Source organism: Paraglaciecola sp. 25GB23A, from assembly GCF_040012495.1.
GTDB lineage: Bacteria > Pseudomonadota > Gammaproteobacteria > Enterobacterales > Alteromonadaceae > Paraglaciecola.
This window is the reverse complement of record NZ_JBDYKM010000026.1, coordinates 32,343-56,104: the sequence shown is the minus strand read 5'-3', so window position 1 is coordinate 56,104 and position 23,762 is coordinate 32,343. Positions and strand designations below refer to the sequence as shown.

At 41.9% G+C, this 23,762-nt stretch carries 15 protein-coding genes and 3 tRNA genes; 4 read left to right on the top strand and 14 right to left on the bottom strand.

Features of this window, described 5'->3' with window-relative positions; all coding sequences use genetic code 11:
• Positions 1-19: 19 nt before the first annotated feature.
• From ABKW31_RS20160 to ABKW31_RS20135, 6 genes are all read right to left on the bottom strand, one after another.
• Positions 20-96 (bottom strand) — tRNA-Arg (locus ABKW31_RS20160).
• A 90-nt stretch (positions 97-186) separates the two neighbouring features.
• Positions 187-263 (bottom strand) — tRNA-Arg (locus tag ABKW31_RS20155).
• Positions 264-381: 118 nt separating this feature from the next.
• Positions 382-472, bottom strand: a tRNA-Ser gene (locus tag ABKW31_RS20150).
• Positions 473-827: 355 nt separating this feature from the next.
• Positions 828-1,043, bottom strand: a complete 216-nt coding sequence (gene csrA, locus ABKW31_RS20145; RefSeq protein WP_348618391.1) for a carbon storage regulator CsrA — start codon at positions 1,041-1,043, stop codon at positions 828-830.
• A gap of 142 nt (positions 1,044-1,185) precedes the next feature.
• Positions 1,186-3,783 carry an alanine--tRNA ligase gene (gene alaS / locus ABKW31_RS20140; RefSeq protein WP_348618390.1) on the bottom strand — a complete coding sequence of 866 codons (2,598 nt, stop codon included), beginning with the start codon at positions 3,781-3,783 and terminating at the stop codon, positions 1,186-1,188.
• A 117-nt stretch (positions 3,784-3,900) separates the two neighbouring features.
• Positions 3,901-4,359 carry a regulatory protein RecX gene (locus tag ABKW31_RS20135; RefSeq protein ID WP_348618388.1) on the bottom strand — a complete coding sequence of 153 codons (459 nt, stop codon included), beginning with the start codon at positions 4,357-4,359 and terminating at the stop codon, positions 3,901-3,903.
• A gap of 48 nt (positions 4,360-4,407) precedes the next feature.
• Here ABKW31_RS20135 and ABKW31_RS20130 point away from each other — a divergent pair, with 48 nt between their 5' ends.
• On the top strand, positions 4,408-5,571 hold the full coding sequence (locus ABKW31_RS20130; RefSeq protein WP_348618387.1) for a GNAT family N-acetyltransferase: 1,164 nt from the start codon (positions 4,408-4,410) through the stop codon (positions 5,569-5,571).
• Between the two features lies 1 nt (position 5,572).
• Here ABKW31_RS20130 and ABKW31_RS20125 read toward each other — a convergent pair whose 3' ends face one another.
• Genes ABKW31_RS20125 through metA form a run of 4 tightly spaced genes read right to left on the bottom strand, consistent with a single transcriptional unit; the run spans position 5,573 to position 10,872 of the window.
• Positions 5,573-6,166 carry a DUF938 domain-containing protein gene (locus ABKW31_RS20125; protein WP_348618386.1) on the bottom strand — a complete coding sequence of 198 codons (594 nt, stop codon included), beginning with the start codon at positions 6,164-6,166 and terminating at the stop codon, positions 5,573-5,575.
• Between the two features lie 16 nt (positions 6,167-6,182).
• A complete protein-coding gene (gene metH, locus ABKW31_RS20120; RefSeq protein ID WP_348618384.1) occupies positions 6,183-8,837 on the bottom strand; it encodes a methionine synthase in 2,655 nt (884 codons plus the stop codon).
• A gap of 9 nt (positions 8,838-8,846) precedes the next feature.
• On the bottom strand, positions 8,847-9,905 hold the full coding sequence (locus ABKW31_RS20115; RefSeq protein ID WP_348618383.1) for a homocysteine S-methyltransferase family protein: 1,059 nt from the start codon (positions 9,903-9,905) through the stop codon (positions 8,847-8,849).
• 46 nt (positions 9,906-9,951) lie between these two features.
• Positions 9,952-10,872 (bottom strand): homoserine O-succinyltransferase, encoded by a 921-nt coding sequence (metA, locus tag ABKW31_RS20110; protein ID WP_348618382.1) that lies wholly within the window; start codon positions 10,870-10,872, stop codon positions 9,952-9,954.
• A 324-nt stretch (positions 10,873-11,196) separates the two neighbouring features.
• On the opposite strand from metA, the gene ABKW31_RS20105 reads away from it, so the two are divergent.
• From ABKW31_RS20105 to ABKW31_RS20095, 3 genes are all read left to right on the top strand, one after another.
• Positions 11,197-12,078 (top strand): ABC transporter ATP-binding protein, encoded by an 882-nt coding sequence (locus ABKW31_RS20105; RefSeq protein ID WP_348618380.1) that lies wholly within the window; start codon positions 11,197-11,199, stop codon positions 12,076-12,078.
• Positions 12,079-12,088: 10 nt separating this feature from the next.
• On the top strand, positions 12,089-15,646 hold the full coding sequence (locus tag ABKW31_RS20100; protein ID WP_348618379.1) for a M1 family aminopeptidase: 3,558 nt from the start codon (positions 12,089-12,091) through the stop codon (positions 15,644-15,646).
• Between the two features lie 63 nt (positions 15,647-15,709).
• A complete protein-coding gene (locus ABKW31_RS20095; protein WP_348618378.1) occupies positions 15,710-16,591 on the top strand; it encodes a DUF72 domain-containing protein in 882 nt (293 codons plus the stop codon).
• Positions 16,592-16,600: 9 nt separating this feature from the next.
• Here the strand turns inward: ABKW31_RS20095 and ABKW31_RS20090 are convergent, their stop codons facing one another.
• The 4 genes from ABKW31_RS20090 to ABKW31_RS20075 all read right to left on the bottom strand — a co-directional run bounded on the left by ABKW31_RS20090 (position 16,601) and on the right by ABKW31_RS20075 (position 23,756).
• Positions 16,601-18,334: a family 16 glycosylhydrolase gene (locus tag ABKW31_RS20090; RefSeq protein ID WP_348618377.1), complete on the bottom strand. Its 1,734-nt coding sequence runs from the start codon at positions 18,332-18,334 to the stop codon at positions 16,601-16,603.
• Positions 18,335-18,423: 89 nt separating this feature from the next.
• Positions 18,424-21,147: a putative Ig domain-containing protein gene (locus ABKW31_RS20085; protein WP_348618376.1), complete on the bottom strand. Its 2,724-nt coding sequence runs from the start codon at positions 21,145-21,147 to the stop codon at positions 18,424-18,426.
• Between the two features lie 616 nt (positions 21,148-21,763).
• Complete coding sequence (locus ABKW31_RS20080; RefSeq protein WP_348618375.1) at positions 21,764-22,957, bottom strand: ABC transporter permease; 1,194 nt, start codon at positions 22,955-22,957, stop codon at positions 21,764-21,766.
• A 10-nt stretch (positions 22,958-22,967) separates the two neighbouring features.
• Complete coding sequence (locus tag ABKW31_RS20075; protein WP_348618374.1) at positions 22,968-23,756, bottom strand: ATP-binding cassette domain-containing protein; 789 nt, start codon at positions 23,754-23,756, stop codon at positions 22,968-22,970.
• Between the last annotated feature and the right edge of the window lie 6 nt (positions 23,757-23,762).

Sequence of the window (23,762 nt, the reverse complement as noted above, 5' to 3'; positions counted from 1 at the left end):
TTTGGGGAGGTTATTGAAATGGCGCGTGTGGAAGGATTCGAACCTCCGACCGCCTGGTTCGTAGCCAGGTACTCTATCCAGCTGAGCTACACACGCACAGCACTATTTCAAAACTTTGGAATGACTTAGTAAAAGACTAAGTTTATTAACTTTCCATTTTTTAAGGTTTTATTAACCTTAATAAAATGGCGCGTGTGGAAGGATTCGAACCTCCGACCGCCTGGTTCGTAGCCAGGTACTCTATCCAGCTGAGCTACACACGCGTTGATAACATTTGAACTATTTTTATATCAAAACAAAGCTTAGTTCTTAGCTAGGTCTCTATTCAGCCCGTTGTGGAGCAATGAGCTACACACGCGTTGAAACTTTCCTGTTTATAAATGGCGGAGAGGGAGGGATTCGAACCCTCGATACCAGTAATAGGTATGGTTCCTTAGCAGGGAACTGGTTTCAGCCACTCACCCACCTCTCCGGAACACGATATAAACTTTTTGCACATTTAGATGATATCATAATGCATCTTAATAAGACCATAATGACAAGACAATTTATCGAGGTTTGAACCTCTACTCCCTTAGCGGGAAGTGCCTTCAGCCAACTGACTGACTCTCCTAAATGAGGAGGCGAAGTTTACCGATACTCAAACGTAAGTCAAACAATTTTTCTCAACTTATGAACTGCTTGCTTGCATTTTGAACGATAAATCGAGCTTTGTTTTTTTTATGAACAGTTTAAGCAAACTTTTTCGACAACTAGCTTAAAAACAGCAATTTCTGGACATAAAAAAAGCTGGTCGAAACCAGCTTTTTTTGCAGATTTAAAAATATTTAGTCTTGCTCATGTGTCGAAGATTTATCGCCACCCTCTGCTTGACCATTTTTTTCTGCTTGGATGCGCATATAAATTTCTTCACGATGCACAGATACTTCTTTGGGTGCGTTAACACCGATTCTTACCTGATTTCCTTTAACACCTAAGACAGTGACAGTTACTTCATCACCGACCATTAAGGTTTCACCTACACGACGAGTTAAAATTAGCATTCTCTTGCTCCTTTTCCGTTAAATAAAAATTTTAAGTCCTTAAGTAACACTAGTAGAAAATTCTATACGACTAAAATTTTCCACACTCAGTTATTCCTTATTTTTGTTGTCACCTCAAAAATTAACCGATAATTCTTTTAATCTACAATGCTTTTATTAACCAGGGCTTAACTGTTTCAATTGCACTAGCAAGATTTTCTGGCTGACTTCCGCCAGCCTGAGCCATATCAGGTCGACCGCCGCCTTTTCCACCAACCTGCTGAGCAATATAATTGACCAATTCGCCCGCTTTTACAACAGAGGTTAAATCTGGAGTCACCCCGACAATTAAACTTACTTTATCTTGTTCAGCGACACCCAGCACAATCACAGCACTACCAAGCTGGTTTTTAAAATCATCGACCATACCACGCAACGCTTTAGCTTCGACATCATGTAAATGCGCAATGAGCACTTTAACACCATTGATCTCAATCACATTCGACAACAAATCATTGCCTTTAGTGCTGGCCAATTGTTGCTTTAATTTGGCAAGTTCTTTTTCAAACTGCTTGTTTTGCTCTAGGAGTTGCGTCACCCGTGAAGCCAAATTAACCGGTTCAGTTTTTAGTATCGCTGCTAGACCACTTAGCTCGTTAAATTGCTTTTGCATTAAGTCGATGGCTGTCACTCCGGTAACAGCTTCAATACGCCTTACGCCTGCAGCAATACCGCTTTCGGATAATATTTTAAACAAACCGATATCACCTGTACTTACGACATGAGTACCGCCGCACAGTTCCATGGAAAACTCTCCCATGCTAACAACACGCACATCCTCTTCGTACTTTTCACCAAACAGAGCCATGGCACCGGCAGCTTTAGCTTGGTCTAAATTCATTAGCTTAGTGTCTATTACGCTATTAGTGCGAATTTGATCATTCACTAATTTTTCGACCAAACTGATTTGTTCTTTAGTCATTGCCTCAAAATGAGAAAAATCGAAGCGCAAACGCTCGTCAGTCACCAGAGAGCCTTTTTGGTTCACATGACTACCGAGCACCTGCTTAAGAGCAGCGTGCATAAGGTGAGTGGCACTATGATTAAGCTTTATCGCTTCTCGACGTTCGGCATCAAAGGCAGCGTCAACTTGCTCACCCAGGCTCAAGGAGCCTTGCATTTTCCCTTTGTGCGCAATGGCTTTGCCAATCTTGATGGTATCACTAACCACAAATTGACCATTGGCACCGAGTAGAATACCACTGTCACCGGCTTGACCACCTGATTCAGCATAAAAAGGCGTCTGCTGAAGAACAACATAGGCAGTTTGTCCATCTTGCAATGTACTTACTGATTGCCCAGCAAGCAAAATTTCAAGCACTGCAGAGTGAGAACTTTTTAAATCATAACCGGTAAACTCAGAGACATTATCGCTCTTAAGTTGCTCGTTATAGTCTGTATCAAACTGACTAGCCTGCTGAGCACGTTTGCGTTGCTCGGCCATAGCCGCCGCAAAACCATCTTCGTCTATGCGCAAACCGCGCTCTCTTGCAACGTCGTTAGTTAAATCTGCTGGAAAGCCATAGGTATCATAAAGCTTGAATACAACACTACCTGGGATCACTTCACCATTGAGGGCGTTTAATTCATCATCTAAAATTGCCATACCTCGCTCTAAGGTACGAGAAAACTGCTCTTCCTCAGTTCTTAGCACTTTTTCAACAAAACTTTTTTGCTCTGTTAATTCAGGATAAGCCGTGCCCATTTGCTCTGCCAATGCGGCAACTAGGCGGTAAAAGAATACGTCTTTCGCACCTAATTTATTACCATGTCTCACAGCGCGGCGAATAATACGACGCAACACATAACCTCGTCCTTCGTTTGATGGCACCACACCATCGCAAATTAGAAAGCTACATGAGCGAATATGGTCGGCAATAACCCGCAACGACTTATCTGCAAGATCGGTAGTACCAATGATCTTTGCGGTCTGAGCAATTAAATGAGTAAAAATATCAATTTCATAGTTACTGTGAACATGTTGAAGAATCGCTGATATGCGCTCTAAGCCCATGCCCGTATCGATCGATGGTTTGGGTAAGGGTTGCATAGTGCCGTCACTTTGGCGATTAAACTGCATAAACACTAAGTTCCAAATTTCTATAAATCTGTCGCCGTCTTCTTCTGGTGAGCCCGGCGGTCCACCCCAAATGTGTTCGCCGTGATCATAAAAAATCTCAGAACATGGACCGCAGGGACCGGTATCACCCATTGACCAGAAATTATCTGAGGTAGCAATACGAATGATTTTATCTTTTGGCACCCCGATATCGTTAGCCCAAATATCAAAGGCTTCATCATCTTCTGCGTAGATAGTAACCAATAGTTTTTCTTTGGGTAATTTGAGCTCTTCGGTTAAAAAGTTCCAAGCAAACTTTATGGCGTCAATTTTAAAATAATCACCGAAACTAAAATTACCTAACATTTCGAAAAAAGTATGGTGTCTGGCGGTATAACCGACATTTTCTAAGTCATTATGCTTGCCACCAGCACGCACACAGCGCTGTGATGAGACAGCTCTAACATAATTGCGTTTGTCTGCGCCTAAAAATACATCCTTAAATTGATTCATCCCAGCATTAGTGAACAATAAAGTAGGGTCATTGTTAGGTACTAAAGAAGAACTAGAGACAATCTGATGTCCGTTTTTTGCAAAATAATCTAGAAAGGCGCCGCGAATTTCGGCGGTTGTCATACTCATTTATAGTCCTGAAAATATAAAATTTTAGTTAGATTGAAATTAGACTAGGAAGCAATAAAAAATTGCCTGTACCGCATAACAGTAACATGTTTGAGCTACTATTGTTAAGCGCTTAATTTAAGTCCTTAAGACCCCCATAGCATAGTGAATTTGTTCGGCAGAAAAGCCTCTTTGAAGCATGAAGCGATAGTATTTTTGATAAACTTTCGGCTCGCTAAGTTGGGCATGACCTTTTTTCTTCTCCAACACGAGCACGGCATGTTCAAACCAATCTATATCTAGCTGAGTCAATACTCTGTTTACGATGTCATCATCTATGTGATGTAAGCGAAATTCATTTCTAATACTCAGTTCGCCTGCGCCCTTATTGACCTTACTGCGAGCCAACATTTCAGCATAACGCTCATCACTTTGGATATCCGACTGTGCAAACTTATTGAGCCATTGTTCGCTCAGTTCCGTATCATATTTGCGGAGTTTCAATTTACTGATCAACTCATGGCGACTATGTTCTCTTCTGGCTAAGAGACGAGTAATGGTATACTTTATTTCCTTATAGGGTTCATTGATACTCATATGCTTAAACCGACTGTATTGCCTTTGCCGAAATTTGGGATCCCTAATTTGAAAAGCAAACTTAGCTACACCTTTGTTAATAATATTGAAAAAATAGGTCAAGCGCTATGGCAGGAAATGGCAGTAGGCACTAATCCCTTTTGCCAGTACGAATTTCTGCATGCATTAGAATCATCCAAATCTGTCGGTCCAGATACCGGCTGGCATCCTCATCATCTTATACTATACAAAAATAACGAAGCCGTTTGCCTCGTGCCATTATACAAAAAAAACCATAGTTATGGCGAATATGTTTTTGATTTTGCTTGGGCCAATACGTACAAGCAATATGGCCTAAACTACTATCCTAAACTGATTAGTGCGATTCCATTTACTCCCGTTACGGGTGGCCGAATCTTATGTCGCCCCAATACGGATCAAACTGAGTTGGTTGAAGTCGTATGCCAAGTGACATCAGAAAAGCTAAGCTTAGATGGGCTGTCGTCAATGCACTGGTTATTTGTTGAAGCACAAACAAGTCAACGCTTAGCAGTACAGCAGCAACTTACTAGACGTTCAGTACAATTCCAGTGGTTTAATCGAGGCTATGCTACTTTCAGTGATTTCTTAGCCACCATGAACTCCAGAAAGCGCAAAACTATTAAATCAGAAAGAAACAAAGTTTTTCAAGCTGAGGTAACTGTTGAACGCCTTACAGGTGAGAAATTACACATGGCAAACATGGATTTTTTCTATCATTGCTATCAACAGACTTACTTAAAACGCAGTGGACACACTGGTTATCTTACCCAAGACTTTTTCAAACAAATATTTCAAACGATGCATCACAACCTACTTATTGTTGAGGCAAGCATGGGGGGGCAGCCTATCGCAAGTGCCCTCTTTTTCTATGATGATAAACAATTGTTTGGTCGTTACTGGGGAGCAATAGTGGACATACCGCAACTTCATTTTGAGTGTTGCTATTATCAAGGTATCGAATTTTGTATTGACAAAGGGCTAGCAGAGTTTAACCCAGGTACCCAGGGAGAACATAAAATTATGCGTGGATTCGAACCCACCTATTGCTACTCTAATCATCAATTAAAAGAGTTGGCTTTTCATGAGGCCGTTGGCCGCTTTATTAAAACCGAGGATATCGGCATTGCAGAATATAAGCAGAATGCTGAGAGCTTGTTGCCTTTTAAAAAACTCACAGACGACAGGTTGTAGCTTAAGTCTCAGCAAGTTTACGCCAAACTAAACACTGATTATTAGCAGGCATCGTAAGGGTGTCTATTAAACCTAATCCCCGTCCCCACATCTGTAACTCATTAATATCCCGAATACCGCCATAGCCATTCGATTTTAAATGTAAGTCGAAATCAATATTACTCTGACTAGTAAACTGCCCGTCTTGAGTAAAGGGCCCGTATTGACAAAAAATACCGTCTACTGGTAAGAACTCTGCAATCATTGTCATCATCAATTTAACTTCATACTTTTGCATGATGTGCGCAGTATTGGCACTAAAAATCCCATCATATCCACCCTCTGGCCACGCATCATCGCCAATAATGAATGCAATAGGTGATTTCAAGTTACTACTTGGAAAAGCCGCAATCCATTGTTTTATGCCCGCGTGATTATTGCTTGCATCACTCGTTTGCCATTGTAAGTGGGCTAAGTTTTTAGCCATGTAAACTGCGTGTTGACCGGTACCAGAGCCAATTTCAAGCACAGATTTAGTTTGCGCAAAATACTGCTTCAATACTCCCAGAATAGGCCCTTTGTTATTTTCGCAAGCTTGACTAAAGGGCTTATTCATTGGGTTTTACCTCGTATTAAAGTTGAATATTGGGTGCTAGCCATTTTTGCGCTTCTTCAACAGACCAACCTTTACGACTAGCATAGTCTGCAAATTGATCTTGTTGAATTTGCGCCACCGCGAAATAGCGACTTTGTGGATGAGAAAAGTAAAACCCTGACACAGAAGCCCCAGGCCACATGGCATAACTTTCAGTTAGTTTCATGCCAGTGTGTTTTTCTGCATTGAGTAGATCCCATATTAATTGTTTTTCTGTGTGCTCAGGGCAAGCAGCATAACCTGGCGCGGGACGAATACCTTGGTATTTCTCCCGAATAAGTTCATCATTACTCAAGTTTTCCTGTGCTGCAAAGCCCCATATTTCTTTGCGTACTTGCTCATGCAAGTATTCTGCAAAGGCCTCAGCCAACCTATCAGCCAGTGCTTTAACCATGATGCCATTATAATCATCGCCATCATCGATATAGTGTTGCGCTAATTCATCCTCACCTATGCCAGCCGTTACCGCAAAAGCGCCTAAATAATCAGACTTACCCGAACTTTTAGGGGCGATAAAGTCACTTAGGCAATAATTAGGACCATTGGTTTTCTCGGTTTGTTGACGCAAATGGTGAGCAATAAACTGACACTGCTGCCTATTCTCATCTTGATAAACTTCAATATCATCACCCGCACTATTGGCAGGGAATATACCCATGACCCCTTTCGCTTGTAATAGTTGATTAGCGCAGAGATCATTTAATAGCGCTTGCGCATCATTAAACAAACTTTGTGCTTCTTTACCTACCACTTCGTCTTGTAAAATACGCGGGTACTTGCCAGCCAAAGACCAAGTTAAAAAGAACGGTGTCCAGTCGATGTAAGGGCGCAAGACATCTAAACCAACCGAAACCGCTTTTACCCCTAATTCTCTGGGCACGGGTGGCTGATAAGCAGTCCAATCAAAAACAAAAGCATTGGCTCTGGCCTTTTCTAAAGTAATCGGTTTAGTACGCGGTTTTTTCTTAGCGTGTTGCTCCCTAACACTTGCATATTCAGCACTAAGTTGAGCAGCAAAGATGGCCCGATTATCTGCAGCGATTAATCGTTGGCAAACACCAACAGCACGACTGGCGTTAGGCACATACACTACAGGATGTTGATAATGTTGTTCAATTTTAACCGCAGTATGGGCCTTAGATGTTGTGGCACCGCCGATTAACAAAGGCAAATCAAAATTTAAGCGCTGCATTTCTTTAGCAACATGCACCATTTCATCTAAAGACGGTGTAATCAGACCTGAAAGGCCAATCATGTCGACATTTTGCTCTTTTGCTACCTGCAGAATTTTGGCACAGGAAACCATCACACCTAAGTCAATGATTTCAAAGTTATTACATTGTAGTACTACGCCCACGATATTTTTGCCTATGTCGTGCACATCCCCCTTGACCGTCGCTAAGAGTATTTTGCCGTTAGAGCTACCTTGATCTTTTTCTAGTTCAATATATGGGTTGAGATAAGCCACCGCTTTTTTCATGACCCGTGCTGACTTAACCACTTGGGGTAAAAACATTTTACCTTCACCAAACAAGTCGCCGACGACATTCATGCCGTCCATCAATGGCCCTTCGATCACATGTAAGGGTTTTTCAGCTTCAAGTCTGGCGGCTTCCGTGTCCTCTTCAATAAAATCCATGATGCCGCGTATCAACGCATATTCTAAACGTTTGTTAACGGGTAACTCGCGCCATTCTAGGTTTTCTTTTTCTTGAACTTTACCGCCACCTTGGTATTTAGGCGCCAGTTCAATGAGTCTATCAGTGGCATCAGGATGGCGATTTAGTATTACGTCTTCTACGGCATCACGTAGCTCTAAAGGAATTTGATCATAAACTTCAAGTTGTCCCGCATTAACAATGCCCATGTCCATGCCAGCTTTAATGGCATAAAACAAAAATACCGAATGCATCGCTTCGCGCACCGGATTATTACCCCGAAACGAAAATGACACATTAGACAAGCCACCCGATATGTGCGCATGGGGCAGATTTTGCCGAATGCGCCGCGTAGCATTAATGAAATCCATGGCATAATTATTGTGTTCTTCTATGCCAGTAGCCACGGCAAAAATATTAGGATCGAAGATAATGTCTTGCGGCGGAAAATTGATTTTTTCTGTTAATAATTTATAGCTACGCTCACAAATCTCATATTTACGAGCTTCAGTATCAGCCTGCCCCGCTTCGTCAAAGGCCATAACAACCGTTGCTGCGCCATAACGCTTAATTAATTTAGCTTGATGTAAAAAGTTTTCTTCACCCTCTTTTAAACTAATAGAGTTAACAATCGACTTACCTTGCACACATTTCAAACCTGCCTCAATTACCGACCATTTTGATGAGTCGATCATGATAGGCACCCGTGAAATATCGGGCTCAGAAGCAATTAAATTAAGGAAGCGCACCATGGCAGCTTCGGAATCAAGCATGGCTTCATCCATGTTGATATCGATGATCTGTGCACCGTTTTCGACTTGTTGACGAGCGACATCTAAAGCTTTTTCATAATCACCGTCTAATATCAGCCGTTTAAACATGGCTGAACCGGTGACATTGGTTCGTTCACCAACGTTAATAAATACGCTTGCTGCGCTTTCTTGAGTCACTAATTCTATTTCACTGTTTTTCATTTATGCGGCCTAATGGACAAAAGGTTCGAGGCCAGATAAACGCATTTTAACTGGGTGTTTAACAATTTTTCGTGGTGCTTTGCCTTTAGTAACGGCAACCATCGCAGCAATATGTTCAGGGGTACTGCCACAACACCCCCCGACTATGTTTAATAAACCTGATTCGGCCCATTCTTTTATGTGGCTGGCCATTTCATCACTTTCCATGTCGTATTCACCAAACTCATTGGGTAAACCCGCATTGGGGTGGGCTGAGACCAAACAATCCGATATTTGCGAAATTTCTTCAACATACTGACGCAACAAATCAGGGCCTAATGCGCAATTTAAACCCATCGAAAACGGATTAACATGACACATAGAATAATAAAAAGCTTCTGCAGTTTGGCCTGACAAGGTGCGACCTGATGCATCGGTAATCGTACCTGAGATCATAATAGGTAGACGTTGCTGACGTTGCTCAAATACGGTTTCAACCGCAAAGGCAGCAGCTTTGGCATTAAGGGTATCAAAGATGGTTTCAATTAAAATCAGATCACTGCCTCCATCAATTAAGGCATGGGTTGCTTCAATGTAAGCCTCAACTAATTGATCGAAGGTCACATTGCGCTTGCCGGGGTCGTTTACATCGGGAGATATTGAGGCAGTGCGGCTTGTTGGTCCCAGTACACCTGCGACAAAACGCGGTTTATCTGGCGTAAGCAGGCTATATTCATCAGCCGCCTTTCTGGCTAATTTAGCTGACTCGTAGTTTATCTCCTTGGCTAAGGACTCCATATGATAATCAGCCATTGAAATAGTGGTCGAGTTAAAAGTATTGGTCTCTAATATATCTGCTCCAGCAGCCAAGTAAGCACAATGAATGTCATAAATAAGATGGGGCTGGGTAAGACTCAATAAGTCATTATTACCTTTGATATCAAATGCCCAATCAGCGAATCGCTCACCGCGAAAATCCTCTTCTTCTAATTTATGTTTTTGGATCATGGTACCCATAGCACCATCCAAAATTAGAATACGTTGCTGGGCGGCACTATATAGTAGTTTTTCTCGGTTAGACTGACTCAACACTTTTCCTCAATAAATCTTTATTAATTAATAACTTAGCATTACTTTAACGAGATAAACTCTCTAAATCATAGGGCGTATTTTGATAAACGTAGTAGTTTAACCAATTTGTGAACAATAAGCTGCCATGAGCCCGCCATTTAACCATAGGAGGCTTTGTAGGGTCATCATCTGGAAAATAATTTACTGGAATTTTTGGTGCTAAGTTAGACGCCAAGTCTCTATGATACTCTTGACTTAAACTTTCGGGATCATACTCTGGATGGCCTGTCACAAAAACCAAACGTTTATCATTAGACGCCACGATATGTGCGCCTGTTTTCGCAGAACTTGCCAAAATAGTCAATTCTGGAATACTTTGATAAATCGCTATAGGTATCTCACCGTAACGGGATTGCGGTGCATAAAATATCGGATCAAAACCACGCATTAATTCATCATGCTCGTTTTGCACTTCGATAGGGTAGACACCACTGAGCTTTTCACTATTAAGCACACGATTTTTACCAAAATAATGATAAATAGCGGCGTGCGCCGCCCAACATGAAAACAAGGTTGATTGCACATGTCTGCGCGCCCAATCCATCACCACCGTCATTGTTTCCCAATACTTCACATCTTGATAAGCAAGATGCGCTAAAGGTGCACCGGTGACAATTAAGCCGTCATACTTTTTATTGGCAACCTCTTCAAAGTTCCGATAAAAAGCATCCATGTGAGCTTTTGGAGTATTTTTAGGTGCTTGATTGTCAATCCGAATTAAATCCACATTGACCTGCAAGGGGGTATTCGATAACAAACGCAAAAACTGTTCTTCAGTTTCCATCTTGTTAGGCATCAGGTTCAAAATACCCACTTCCATTGGTCTAATATCTTGAGTCGCAGCACGTTCGTTATCCATCACAAAAATATTTTCGCGACTTAAGACATTTTGTGCGGGTAAATTACTCGGGATACGAATGGGCATAAAGACTCCAAGGATGAAATTAATGATGACAAATCTCGCTTAAACGGAGCCAAAAGTCAACATCTTTACGTCTAGACGTCTAGACGCTTTTAGTATCAGTCATAATTAGGGCCTGTAGTTGCACATTGAGTTGCTGCACTTTAAGTTCTGATCAACAACCCGTTTTTTGGTAAGTAAATATTGCTTATTTCAACTTTTGAAATAAATATTAATTAAATAACAATGAGTTAGTCGAGTTTATAGCTTGTCCAAATAGCTATTTACCCTACTCTCTGCCCCTGTTAATCTGCTTGTTATACTAAAAAATAAAACAGGGATTTTACTATGCTCAATATTGTCAATATCACTAAAACCTATGCCAACGGCGTCAAAGCATTAAATGGCGTCAATCTATCGCTACCAAAAGGTATGTTTGGTCTATTGGGGCCAAATGGCGCGGGTAAGTCAAGTTTAATGCGCACTATCGCTACCTTGCAGCAACCAGATAGTGGCTCGCTCACTTTTGATAATATTGATGTATTAAGCCAACCTAATGAATTACGTCAACGGCTGGGCTATTTGCCACAAGATTTTGGTGTGTATCCCCGCATAAGTGCTTACGATTTACTCGACCATTTAGCCATACTAAAAGGGCTAAGTAATAAATCCATGAGAAAAGAAGCCGTGGATGGCTTGCTCGCCCATGTCAATTTATTTCAACATCGTAAAAAAGCGGTTAGTGGTTTTTCTGGTGGCATGCGCCAACGATTCGGCATCGCACAGGCCTTATTAGGCGATCCAGACTTACTCATCGTGGATGAACCCACGGCGGGCCTCGATCCAGAGGAGCGCAATCGATTCCATAATTTATTAGTAAGTTTGGGTGAACAAAAAGTGGTTATTTTGTCTACTCATATCGTCGACGATGTATCAGAGCTATGCGCCAACATGGCGGTATTGGGTAATGGTGAAATATTACTTGAGGGAAACCCTCTGGATGTAACCGCAAAACTCAGTGGACAGATTTGGCGTAAGGTCGTAACACTTGAGGAAGCCGCTGAACTTGAAGCTCAGTTGCCGGTTATTTCCAAACGTTTGTTTGCCGGTAAAACAGTATTAAATGTACTGGCCAATGAGGCGCCCTCCGGTTTCGAAAGTACGCCAGCGACCCTAGAAGATGTGTATTTTTCAACATTACATCGCTCTCGTTCAGCCAACGTCGCCTAAGGGGTCACTCATGTTATTTGCAATGTTAAAATTTGAGTGGCGTTATTTTGTGCGTCAACCCTCTTTCATCGTTACCTGTTTGGTGTTCTTTTTATTACCCTTTTTAGCCATGGTGGTCGATCAGGTGCAAATTGGTTCTGGTGGTAACGTGCTGTTTAACAGCCCTTTTGCGATCGCTCAGACCATGCTTATCCTCGGTATCTTTGCTATGTTTATGGTGGTTAATTTTGTGGCTAATACAGCAACAAGAAACGACCTAACCTTAATGGCAGAAATCATATCCACCAAACCTATTCATCCCTTACCTTATAATTTAGGCCGTTTTATCGGTGCTTATTTAATATGTTTAGTGGTTTTTGCCATGGTGCCCTTGGGTTTGTTTTTAGGCAGTATTATGCCGTGGTTAGATGCAGAACGCTTAGGGCCTAATTCTTTTAGTCTTTATTTATCACCCTTTTTAGTATTTTCGACCACGACACTATTTGTATTTGCTAGCCTGTTTTATGCGGTGGCACAACAAACTAAAAGCACCATGGCCGTTTATCTGGCTGCTTTGAGTTTATTTATTGCTTATGTTATTGCCGGACAAGTGTTTGATGAACCGGATCAGCGCACTATTCGCGCGCTGATTGACCCTTTCGGGCTAAATACCTTTAGCGAATATTCCCGCTACTGGACCGCGTTTGAGAAAAATAGTTTAGTGCCTCGTTTTGAAGGTTTTGTATTGCAAAACCGTTTGCTTTGGATGGGTATTGGCCTACTAATGTTGTTAACGGGCGGGGGACTTTTTAAGTCTTTTAGTCTGCCCCTTAGCAAGGCTAAAAAAACAGCAGCCGTTTCACCACTTGAAATAGCTGAACTCAACCAAAATTTTCGCCACAAAAGTATCGACGGCAACAACATTAGTCAGTTTTTAACCCGCACTCGCTTTGAGATTAAACAGGTATTTTTTAGTCCGGCTTTTTTAGTACTCCTGCTCTTTTCTAGCTTTCAACTGTTCGCCAACCTTTTTGAAATATCCGGCATGTACGGTACCCCTAATTGGCCATTAACCCAAACCTTAGTAAGCTTAATTACGGGATCTTTTTCGTTAATGCTGATTATCGTCATCACCTATTACAGTGCCGAAATTGTATGGCGTGAACGCTCAGTGGGTATGGGTGATATTGTCGATAGCATGCCCGTACACAATTTAACTTTTTGGTTATCCAAATTAGTCGCGGTTATTTTAGTGATTCTGTCACTTTTTTTACTCGGCGCACTATGTTCAATTTCCTATCAGTTACTTACTGGTTATAGCCAAATTGAGCTTGGCCAATATGCGGTAAGTTTGCTGTATTTTGGCGCCCTACCCTTTTGTTTATTAGCCGTACTGGCATTCTTTTTACAAGCATTAAGTCCCAATAAATACATCGGTATGTTGCTATTTGTCGGTTATTCCTTTGTCTCACTGGCCTTTATTTCCTTAGGTATTGAACACAATATGTTCAATTATAGTGAAGCACCTGCCATGCAATATTCTGATTTAAATGGTTACGGCTGGTATTTACAAACCCAACAATGGTTCATGCTCTATTGGACAGCATTAGCAGTAATATTGGGCGTACTTAGTTTTGGATTATGGCAACGAGGACCAAGTAGCTCACTTAAACAACGGTTCGCTCAACTTAAGTACCAGCTAGGTAAACGAGGTATGGCTGTTGCCATCAGCGCCCTGCTTATTTTTGTCGCTTGTGGTGGCTGGATCCATTACAACACTAAAGTGCTGAACCAATTTGTCAGCAGTGAAGAGAGTCTTGATTTACGTGCTGATTATGAAAAGACCTTTGGTGAATACGAACTTGCTGCTTTTCCTACCATTACTGCTGTTGATGCGACTGTTGATATCTTTCCGCAAGTGCGACGGATTGAAGCCAAAGCTGCGATTAAAGTAGTGAACAATAGTGATAGCCCTATTTCACGTTTTTTAGTGAATTTACCCCAATATAGCCGCGATGAATTAGTGACCATTGAAGGTGGCACAATGGGTGAAATAGATGAGAAATTCAGCACTGCGTGGTTTGAATTTGCCAATCCCCTAGCGCCAGGAGAGAAGCGTCAAGGGGAAATTAGCGTGATACGTGAGCATCACGGTTTTAAGAATTCTGGTGAAGACCCTACCCTCATCAAAAACGGCACCTTTATTGACAATTTTGCTTTATTTCCTAGTTTTGGATTTAGCGGTGATGCACGCATAAGTGATCGCCATGAAAGGCGTAAACGCGACTTGGAACCGCTTAAACGCGCTTATGACTTGGAAGACAGTAGTCATTATCAAGAGAGCTTTTTTGGTCCTGGCGTCGCGTTTATTGACTTCAGCGCCACTCTATCCACCAGCGCCGAACAATTCGCCATTGCCCCCGGATATTTAGCCAAAGAATGGCAAGAAAATGGGCGTAATTATTATCGCTACGAAATGGATGCGCCGATGGTTAACTTTTTTAGCATTATGTCGGCCAAACTAGACAGCAAAAAAGAGCAGTACAAAGGCGTCAATATTGAAGTGTATTATCATCCTAGTCATGCATGGAATGTAGATCGTATGATTGAATCCAGTAAGGACTCTTTAGATTACTTTCAACAGGCCTTTGGTCCTTATCAGCATAAACAACTGCGTATTATTGAGTTTCCTGGCTATCGCGGCTTTGCGCAAAGTTTTGCCAATACCGTGCCTTATTCAGAGGATATTGGCTTTACCACTGACTTGCGTGACCCTAAAGATATTGATCCCGTTTATTATGTCACCGCTCATGAAGTGGCGCACCAATGGTGGGGACATCAGCTCAATGCCGCCAATGTGCAAGGTAGCGCCATATTGTCTGAAACCCTATCGCAATACAGCGCTCTGATGGTGATGAAAAAGAAGTATGGCGAAACCCGCTTACGTCAATTTTTAACCTATGAGCTTGACCGTTATTTGCGAGGACGTGCCAGTGAGACCATCGAAGAAATGCCCCTAATGCGTTCTGAGAATCAGCAATATATTCATTATCAAAAGGGCTCTATCGTGATGATGGCGCTAGAACATAAATTGGGTGAAGAAAAAATCAACCTAGCCCTTAGTAAGCTGCTAAAGGAGTTTAAGTTCAGAACTGATCTTTACCCCACTACTTTAGATTTAATGCGCTATCTGAATGAACTTGCTACGCCAGAGCAAAAACAGGACATTCAAGAACTGTTTGCCCAAATAACCTTATATGACTTGCGCGCAGTAGCGGCTGAAATTGAAACACTGGATGAAGGTAAATTCAAAGTCAAACTCACTGTATCAGCGATGCAGCTAAGTGCCGATGGCAAAGGACAAGAGACTGAACAAGACTTCGATAAAGAGGTTGAAATCTTTTTGTTCAGTCATGACCCAAATGATTTTAGCAGTGACAATCAGATAATTTATGCACAAAACCATCGCATTAAAAGTGGTGATTCTGTTATCGAAATCACGGTAGACCAATTACCAAGCTATGCAGGTATTGATCCCTTTGTACGCTTTATCGACCGCGATACTGGCAACAATATTATCAAACTTTAGTCTCGGTATAATCGACTAAGCCCTCGCCATCGAGGGCTTTTTTAAAGGGGGTGAAAATTAAACATGAAGCATTGCTATATTGGCTGTCCAATTTGGACCCACCCTTCGTGGTTTGGTCATATTTATCCGGCTAAGTCTAGACAGATTAACCCACTTGAATCCTATAGCCGCTATTTCAACAGTATCGAAGGCAATAGTAGTTTTTATCATTTACCCGAGAAAGCTACTTTACACAAATGGGCAGACTCGGTTCCAGAACACTTCAGGTTTTCTCTTAAACTACCGCGCACTATTAGCCATGAGAGTAAATTAGATAATTGTGCTGGATTGTTGGAACAAGCACTTGAGCATTTTAACGTGCTTGGCGAAAAGTTAGGCTTAGTGATGCTGCAGCTTCCTGCCAGCTTTTCTCCTGCCCAACTACCCAGTTTGCAGCATTTTATTGAGCATTTCCCCTCACATTTTTCATTGGCTGTTGAGCTTAGACATCTTGAATTTTTTGCTAAGGGTGAGGCTGAGATCGCGGTTAACCGATTATTTAAAATGCATCATATTGATCGAGTAATAATGGATACACGGGGCTTATTTGCTTGTGCTGCAGAGCAATATCCAGCGCATGAGAGCGCACTTATTCGCGAGGTACAAGCTAAAAAGCCTAGGGTGCCTACTCATGTGATAGCCACAGCACAAAGGCCAATTGTGCGCTTTGTAGGACAAACAGATATTGCCCAGACAAAACCCTATTATCGACCTTGGCTGCATAAAATTAAACAGTGGTTGGATGAAGGAAAACATCCAACCTTGTTTTTCCATATGCCAGACAACAAAGACGCCCCTTGGCTAGCGCAGTCATTCGTTGAGGATTTTAATCAATTGTATCCTCAAAATGCTCTGCCAAATTTAAGCTTGGTTAGTCATCAGAAAGAACAAAAAGACTTATTCTGAATCCTACTTTCACTTTACTTTTGTCTGGCGGATCGACCTTTTATTTGGCTCTTTTTTCATTACAAAGGTGGTAAGTACGAAGTAGATAAACAAAACAAAAATCAGTGTTAAACCCATACTGCCTCCTCCAGAGGTCTCTGTTGGCGTTGCACTAGTCGCTGACTTTAGCAACATTACACTGATTGTTGCATAGTCGCTTAGTTGTCCATCCGACACCTCAACAGAAAAAGTGACTTGTCTGTCTTCAGTGAGTGCAGGAGCCACAAAAGAAACGACCGCAGTACTGGCATTGATCAGGCTAAGCACAGGTCCCTCTGTTTGCGTCCAAAGGTAAGTCAGACTGTTTTGATCAGGATCACTTGAACTCGCCGCGGACAACTCAACCGTGCTACCTGCATCGGCCGACCCGGTCAACAAACTTATATTGGCTGTAGGGGGCTGGTTGGCCTTAACATCAAAGGTTAGTGAGGCAGTGTTCTTTAAGCTGGGGTTGCCATCATCAGTCGCTTGAACGCTAATAGTATAAGAGCCTGCTAGCAAATTTATCGGCTCAAAACTAAGCTCTAGGTCATTAATATTCGCACTGCTCAATGCAGATGTTTGCCAATCAAGTACAAAGCTGTCTTGTGCATTCGCATCACTTACCTGTGCGGTAATAGTCACCAAGCCATTAGCAGACTCAATCTGAGTGACTTCAATACCATTTTGTTCAAGTTTTAGCGTGATAACAGGGGCTATATTCACCTCTTGATCATCAGCACAACCTACTTCATCCACATTCGACCCAATCGATGTAGCAGGACATAAATCATTGGCATTAAGCACGCCGTCAGCATCGTCGTCTAGATCATTGGCAGTTGATTCGTCGCAGTAGGCGAAATCGTTAGTCTGGGTCTGGGTACAATGCGCAACATAGTCCACTTCCATCGTCGCTTTATTAAGTGTTGGGTCAACGCTTCCACCTAAGTTGCCGCCAATAGCCACATTTAATAGAACAAACATAGGCTCTTTGTACTGTGCGCAGTTAGTTACATCATGACTGGTGACCAGTATGTCATCAATAAAAAATTCGATCGTAGTGGCTGAACGTTCAATCGCATATTTGTGCCATTGACTTACGTCAGCAGAACCGCCGGGATAATTATACAGAGCCTCAGAACCGCAACCGCTGGTGTTAAAAAAGTTGGTGATGTAACTGTCTGGCCGATTAGAAAACCACTCCCAAACGTCAATTTCACCTGCCCCAGGATTAGGCCAATTAATGAAGTCATTATCATTTTTCTTAGGATCCTCAGCAATACGATTTTCGAGCATCCAGAAAGCGGGCCACGTACCCCTTTCTAGATTTAAAAAACGGATGCGAGCTTCCACACGGCCATATAAAAACTCGGCTTTGTCTTTGCTGTTTAAACGACCTGAAGTCCAACTTTTTTGTTGCCCGCCTAGACCAACACAATTAGTCGTTTGGCGACGTGCGATAATTTTTAGCGTGCCGTCTGATACTTCATAGTTCCTGTCTGCTGAACTATCATCGTCGGTGTAACATTGAATTTCGTTGTTATAGTTGGCTTGAATTTGCGCAGTCCAATTTTGTAAATTAACCCCGCTGCCCGAAAAGCTATCAATCCATTGCACCTGCCAACCAGCAATAGCGCCGTGATTAACGCCTAAGAGGAATAAACCTAACAAGCCAGTAAGTCGCTTAGTCACCTTACTCTTATTACTTAAAAATTTTGAAATCATACATACTTCTCTTGCTGAAAAGGCTTACAACTTATTGTTGTAAGCCTTTAACTAGTCATCCATTAACTAAATTAATCACTAGCTAAGTATTAATTGCCAAACGTGACATTGTCGAAGTAAGTAACAGTGTCACTTGCTCTTCCCGCAGTATTGAAATCAGGAAAAATAATCAGTTGGTCAATATTAATCGCCTCAGTCAATCCAATGTAGCCAGAGAAATCAAAGCTTAATTCCTCCCATTGATTGACCAAAGTATTAGCCACTTTTATCTCAGGCTGAGCACCACCATTAGCTATTGCAAACTTAATACCCACATCGCTAATAACTGTTTTATAGACCATTATTTTTATGGTGCTGTTAGTACTATCTAAGGTAAACGTTGCTATATCACCATGGGCTGTTTCAGTGCCGGCCCAAGGTTGACCTGTTTGACGAGCAGTAAATTTAGCTACCGTATTGGAAGTATTGATACCTGCACTGTCTGGATTGCTAACAAATTCAACAGCAGGGTTGTCATCATTTTCAAATACAGCCCAAGTGAAACCAGTATTGCCTGAACCGCCATTTTCGAAATCAACTGTCACAGGAGCACTGCCATCACCGCCGCCGACATCTCCGCCACCACTGGCCGTGGTCTCAGTTACACTGACATCATCAATATTAACAATACCCGTATCTGCACCTAAGTCGAACAATACACGACTGTTTGCATCACCAAAACCAGTTGTTGTGATGGTGTAGGTAAAAGTCTGCCATGATGTGGTTAAGGCTACTGTTTCCGTCACATTGGTCCAAGGGTCTGCATTTAGTCCTAAACCGGCCAGTATGTTGCGGTCAATCGAGGCTTTTGCCTTGAAGGTTAATTCATAACTAGTATTTTGACTTAGCGTCATCACTTGACTTAAGTTTACATCCCAAGGGTTACCAGCTGTTAACACCTCTGCTTGAAAAACGTTATTGGCGCCATCAGCGACCACGTTTACCGCGCCAATCCAGCCACTTGTGCCTGATTCAAAGTCACCATTGCTTACTAGAGGTGAGCCATCTCCACCACCTCCTGTACCACCAGCCCCATTGCTCGTAAAAGTAAGGTTGTCTAAATATGTCACAGCATTACTTGTTCTGCCGTCTACCATATCGGGGAAGATGGCAATCCCTGAAATACCGGTATTTTCAGGCAAACCAATTTGCGAGGTAAAATCAATCGTAAGTTCTTCCCACTCGTTAATTTTGGTATTAGTAGCAGTTAGTTCGCCATGTGAGCCGTAACCGTCACCATTGAATTTTTCAAATTTAACGCCTACTGGACTTATTTTGTCTTTGTATACCCAAATCTTAACCAGCGCATTACTGGCAGAAAGGGTAAATGGCTGAACTTGATGAGTAACAACACCGGCATATTTCCCACAACAAGGATCTGAGGCTAAAGGCGTAAGCTTAGCTACACCCGTTGAGGTATTGCCCACTAGACTGGGGTTAGTAACAAATTCTAATGCGGGTGAGGGATCACCATTTTCGAAGGCTTCCCAATTTGTTTGTTCAGCTTCCGTTCCCTCAAAATCAATACCTTGAGTAATATCAATGACTAAGCTACCACCGCTAATATTTGAACCGTAGTTTCCACCACCATCGAAAACACTTAAGTTATCAATATAATACTCAGCACCGTTGCCTGATCCCCAAACTGGAAAAACCATAAACAAATCAATGGCACTAGTATCAAGTCCCGCAGCGGCTAAATTTGCTAGATTAAAAGTATAGGTCTGCCATGTATTTAGGACTGGAGTCGTATGACCTTCTTGACTGCTGGATAAATTAACTTCAGCATTGCTTGCACCACCATTACTTTCAACTTTGAATTTCCAATCAACTACGCCAGCATCTGGCAGTTTCGTCAGTTTCAGGTCAAAAGAGACGGTGCCACTAGGAGTAATACTTGTAGCATTGAATGGGCTTCCCCCAACTGCACCATCATCAGCGCGCGCGGTAAACCCAACTACAGTACTGCCACTAATAGTAAATTCAGTGACCTGATCGTGTGCAGCATCATCTGTGACTAAGCCCGGCGTTGTGCTACCACAACAATCCCACGCAGCCCACTGAGGCAGGGCTGTATTTTCAAACACCACTAAGGCAACATTAGACGCACTCGCTTCACTTACTGTAATAGTAAAGTTATGGTTTGTTGAATCACTGCCATCACTAACCAACAGTTCAATACTAAAATCACCAGTAACATCCGGCGTACCCGATAGTACACCTGTTGCCGCATCAAATTGAGCCCATGCAGGCAGAGCTGCAACTGACGACATCACCAAAGTATCATTTTCAGCATCAGAAACGGTCATTGTATACGAATATGCCGTTCCAACTTTTGCACTAGTGAGTGCAGTACTGGTAACAGCTGGGGCTGAGTTTGGAGCGACGAAGGCCGATACCTCTAGTGAAAAGGTCTGACTGACCACTTCACTGCCATCAGAAACACTTAGTACAATAGAATGGGTGCCGACGTCGGCTGTTGCCGGTGTACCGCTTAGCACTCCGGTTGTGGCATTAAAACTTAACCATGAAGGCATGCTGCCGACACTAAACGTTAAGGTATCACCATCACTGTCAGTTGCTGCTATGGTATAAGAATAACTCTCTCCTTCAATGACGGATAAGCTGGCTGAACTTGTGACGACAGGACTTGCATTAGTGGGGGTTTCATCAATTGGTGTATCATCGCTAGAGCCGCAAGCTACCAAGGATGTTGATATAAAGACAGCGAGCAACGTTTTATTGAAAGAACCAATACCATGTTTTGTTTTCATTAAATTTTCCTTAACTAAACAGCAAATCAATATAAACCGAGTTTGCTATCTATAAAAATAGGGGTAGCGAAATGCAGTCAGTCTTTAGCCTTATTGCTAACAACGATTGAGTGAACATTCGTTGTTTGCGACAAGTCTAAACACAAGTCTGATTACCAAACACTAAGTGAGTCAGCAGGTAAGTGGTGAATAACCAGCCACCTCAAATCAATAAAATATTTGACCGAATACGCATTAAACTTAAAAATCCAGAGTATTCAGCGGCAGCTCTTATTGCTAAAACGTTACCTGTGCTTTTAACTGTAAAAGCCAAGTACTGACAGGCTTCAACCATGAATTACATCATAATGTAAGCGCTTACAACAAAAGTAAAGCAAGGCGCTAACAATAGCAACATTTTTTTAACAGTTGAAAAGTGATAACAGCAAAAATACTTTAAGCTACTGTTTTGTATGGATTTAAAAAAACACAAAAAAACCTACTAAAAAGGTAAAAAAATGAGACCGTTTACATTATGGTGCCATTTACCAAAGCTATGAACATAAAAAAAGCCACTGTAATAAAATTACAGTGGCTTTTTTAAGCCTAAGTTTCTAGCTCTGGTTTTTAAGCATATCTATCTAAATAAGACCTTTTCTTGTTTAAACCAATACACACAAAAGCCGATTAAAGCCCCTGCAATAAGCACCGTTGAGCCAAATATTGCAATCAATTGGTAATAGTCCATCGTGCCTTTGACTAACTCTTTCATAGCTAATGCTACATTTGTTAACGGCACCCAAGCCCATCCACCTTTTAATTCCACCCCAGGCAACAAGGCCAAAATAACCGGAATAATGACAAAAATCACCAGCGGCCCCATATAACTTTGAGCCTCTTTAAAACTCTTGGCATATATTGAAATACTAAGCAGTACCGCAGCAAAAATGGCGACCACTGGCACCAACATTAAAAAGATCAGGATAAAATCAATCACGCCTATTTGTCCCATAAAATCAGCTACAAATTTAACGGCCATGCCTTGACTGAGTACTAAGCCCCAGCCTGCCATACTGGCAACGGTGATAAGGGCTGTCATGGTGCCGGCAAAGGCAATGGTAAAAAACTTCCCAAATACAATTTTATTTCTATCGATAGGTGAAATTAACAAGGTCTCTAAGGTGCCTCGTTCTTTTTCCCCAGCCCCAATATCCGTGGCCGGAAACATGGCGCCTTGTAAACACAAAATAAACAGCAGATACGGCAGCATTCCACCAATTTTTTCACCCCAGTTTTCACGATCATCCGCGGTATTAATTTTTTCTAGTACAATAGGCTCAAGTAGGGCTTGCTGTTGATTTGCATCAAGTCCCAAGCTGGCAAAGGCCAGAAGTTGAGAGGCATCAGCTTGCTCTTTAACAATTTCATTTACTCTTTGGTAAACCAGATTCAGTCCAGCGTCATTTAAATACAACTGAATCGTTGACTGGCCATTACCTAGCACTTCCTCACTATAAGACGATGGAATAATCAATACAAAATCAATAGTTTCGTTACGAATAAGGCTGGTGTAATCACTCTGGGAACCGATATCAACCTTTTCAAATTTCGCTGGTTGCTCTAATTTTTCGGTGATAATCGGCGCATATTCCCCACCAACCACCGCATATTTAAGCACCTTAGTTTCAGCCTTTTCAATGGCTTGTTTGGTGACAAAAGCCACACCACCAAAGATCAAAGGAAATATTAATAGGGGTAAGGCGATCATAAAAAACAAGGTTTTTTTATCGCGAACTAACTCTTTCAACTCTTTTAAAAATACTAACCACATAACTCACTCCTTAAATATTTGCAGTTGGGCTTTGAATACTGGCCATAAATGCTTGATGCAAAGATCCATCAGCGAGTGCTCTAAATGCTGTAGTATCTCCATCAAACATGGTGAGGCCTTTGTCAATAACAACTACTTTGTCACATAGTTCATCTACTTCATCTAAATGATGAGTTGAAAAAATAACCGGTGTACCTTGCTCTTTTAAACGCCTGATAAAGTCCAACACCGTTTGGGTTGCCATTATATCTAGCCCAGTTGTAGGTTCATCAAGGATCACAACTTCAGGCTCGTGCACCACTGCACGTGCAATTGCAGTCTTTTGTTTCATCCCGGTTGAATAGTTTTCACAGCGACGGTCAAGAAAGGTATGCAAGTCCAGTAAGTCAGCCAATTCTTCAATCCGCTGTGCTGTTTTATTAGCAGATAAACCATGCAGCTGACCAAAGTACTCGATATTTTCCCGCCCAGTGAGTCGGCCATACAAACCGGTTGAACCAGACAAAAAACCAATTTTTTGACGAGCCAACAAAGGCTTGGTCAATACATTTATGCCATTAATGGTCAGACTACCTGAATCGGGTTTCAAGGCCGTAGACAACATACGTAAGGTTGTTGTCTTACCTGCCCCATTTGGCCCTAACAAGCCAAGAACTTGACCTTGCTCACAACTGAAAGATACATCCATAACTGAATGAAAAAAGCGCCCTTTCAAACGAGGATCTTTCTTTTCTTGTTCACTCAGTTTTTTAGGATTTTCCACCTTAAATTTTTTAGCTAATTGCAAAATTTCTATCATTCCATT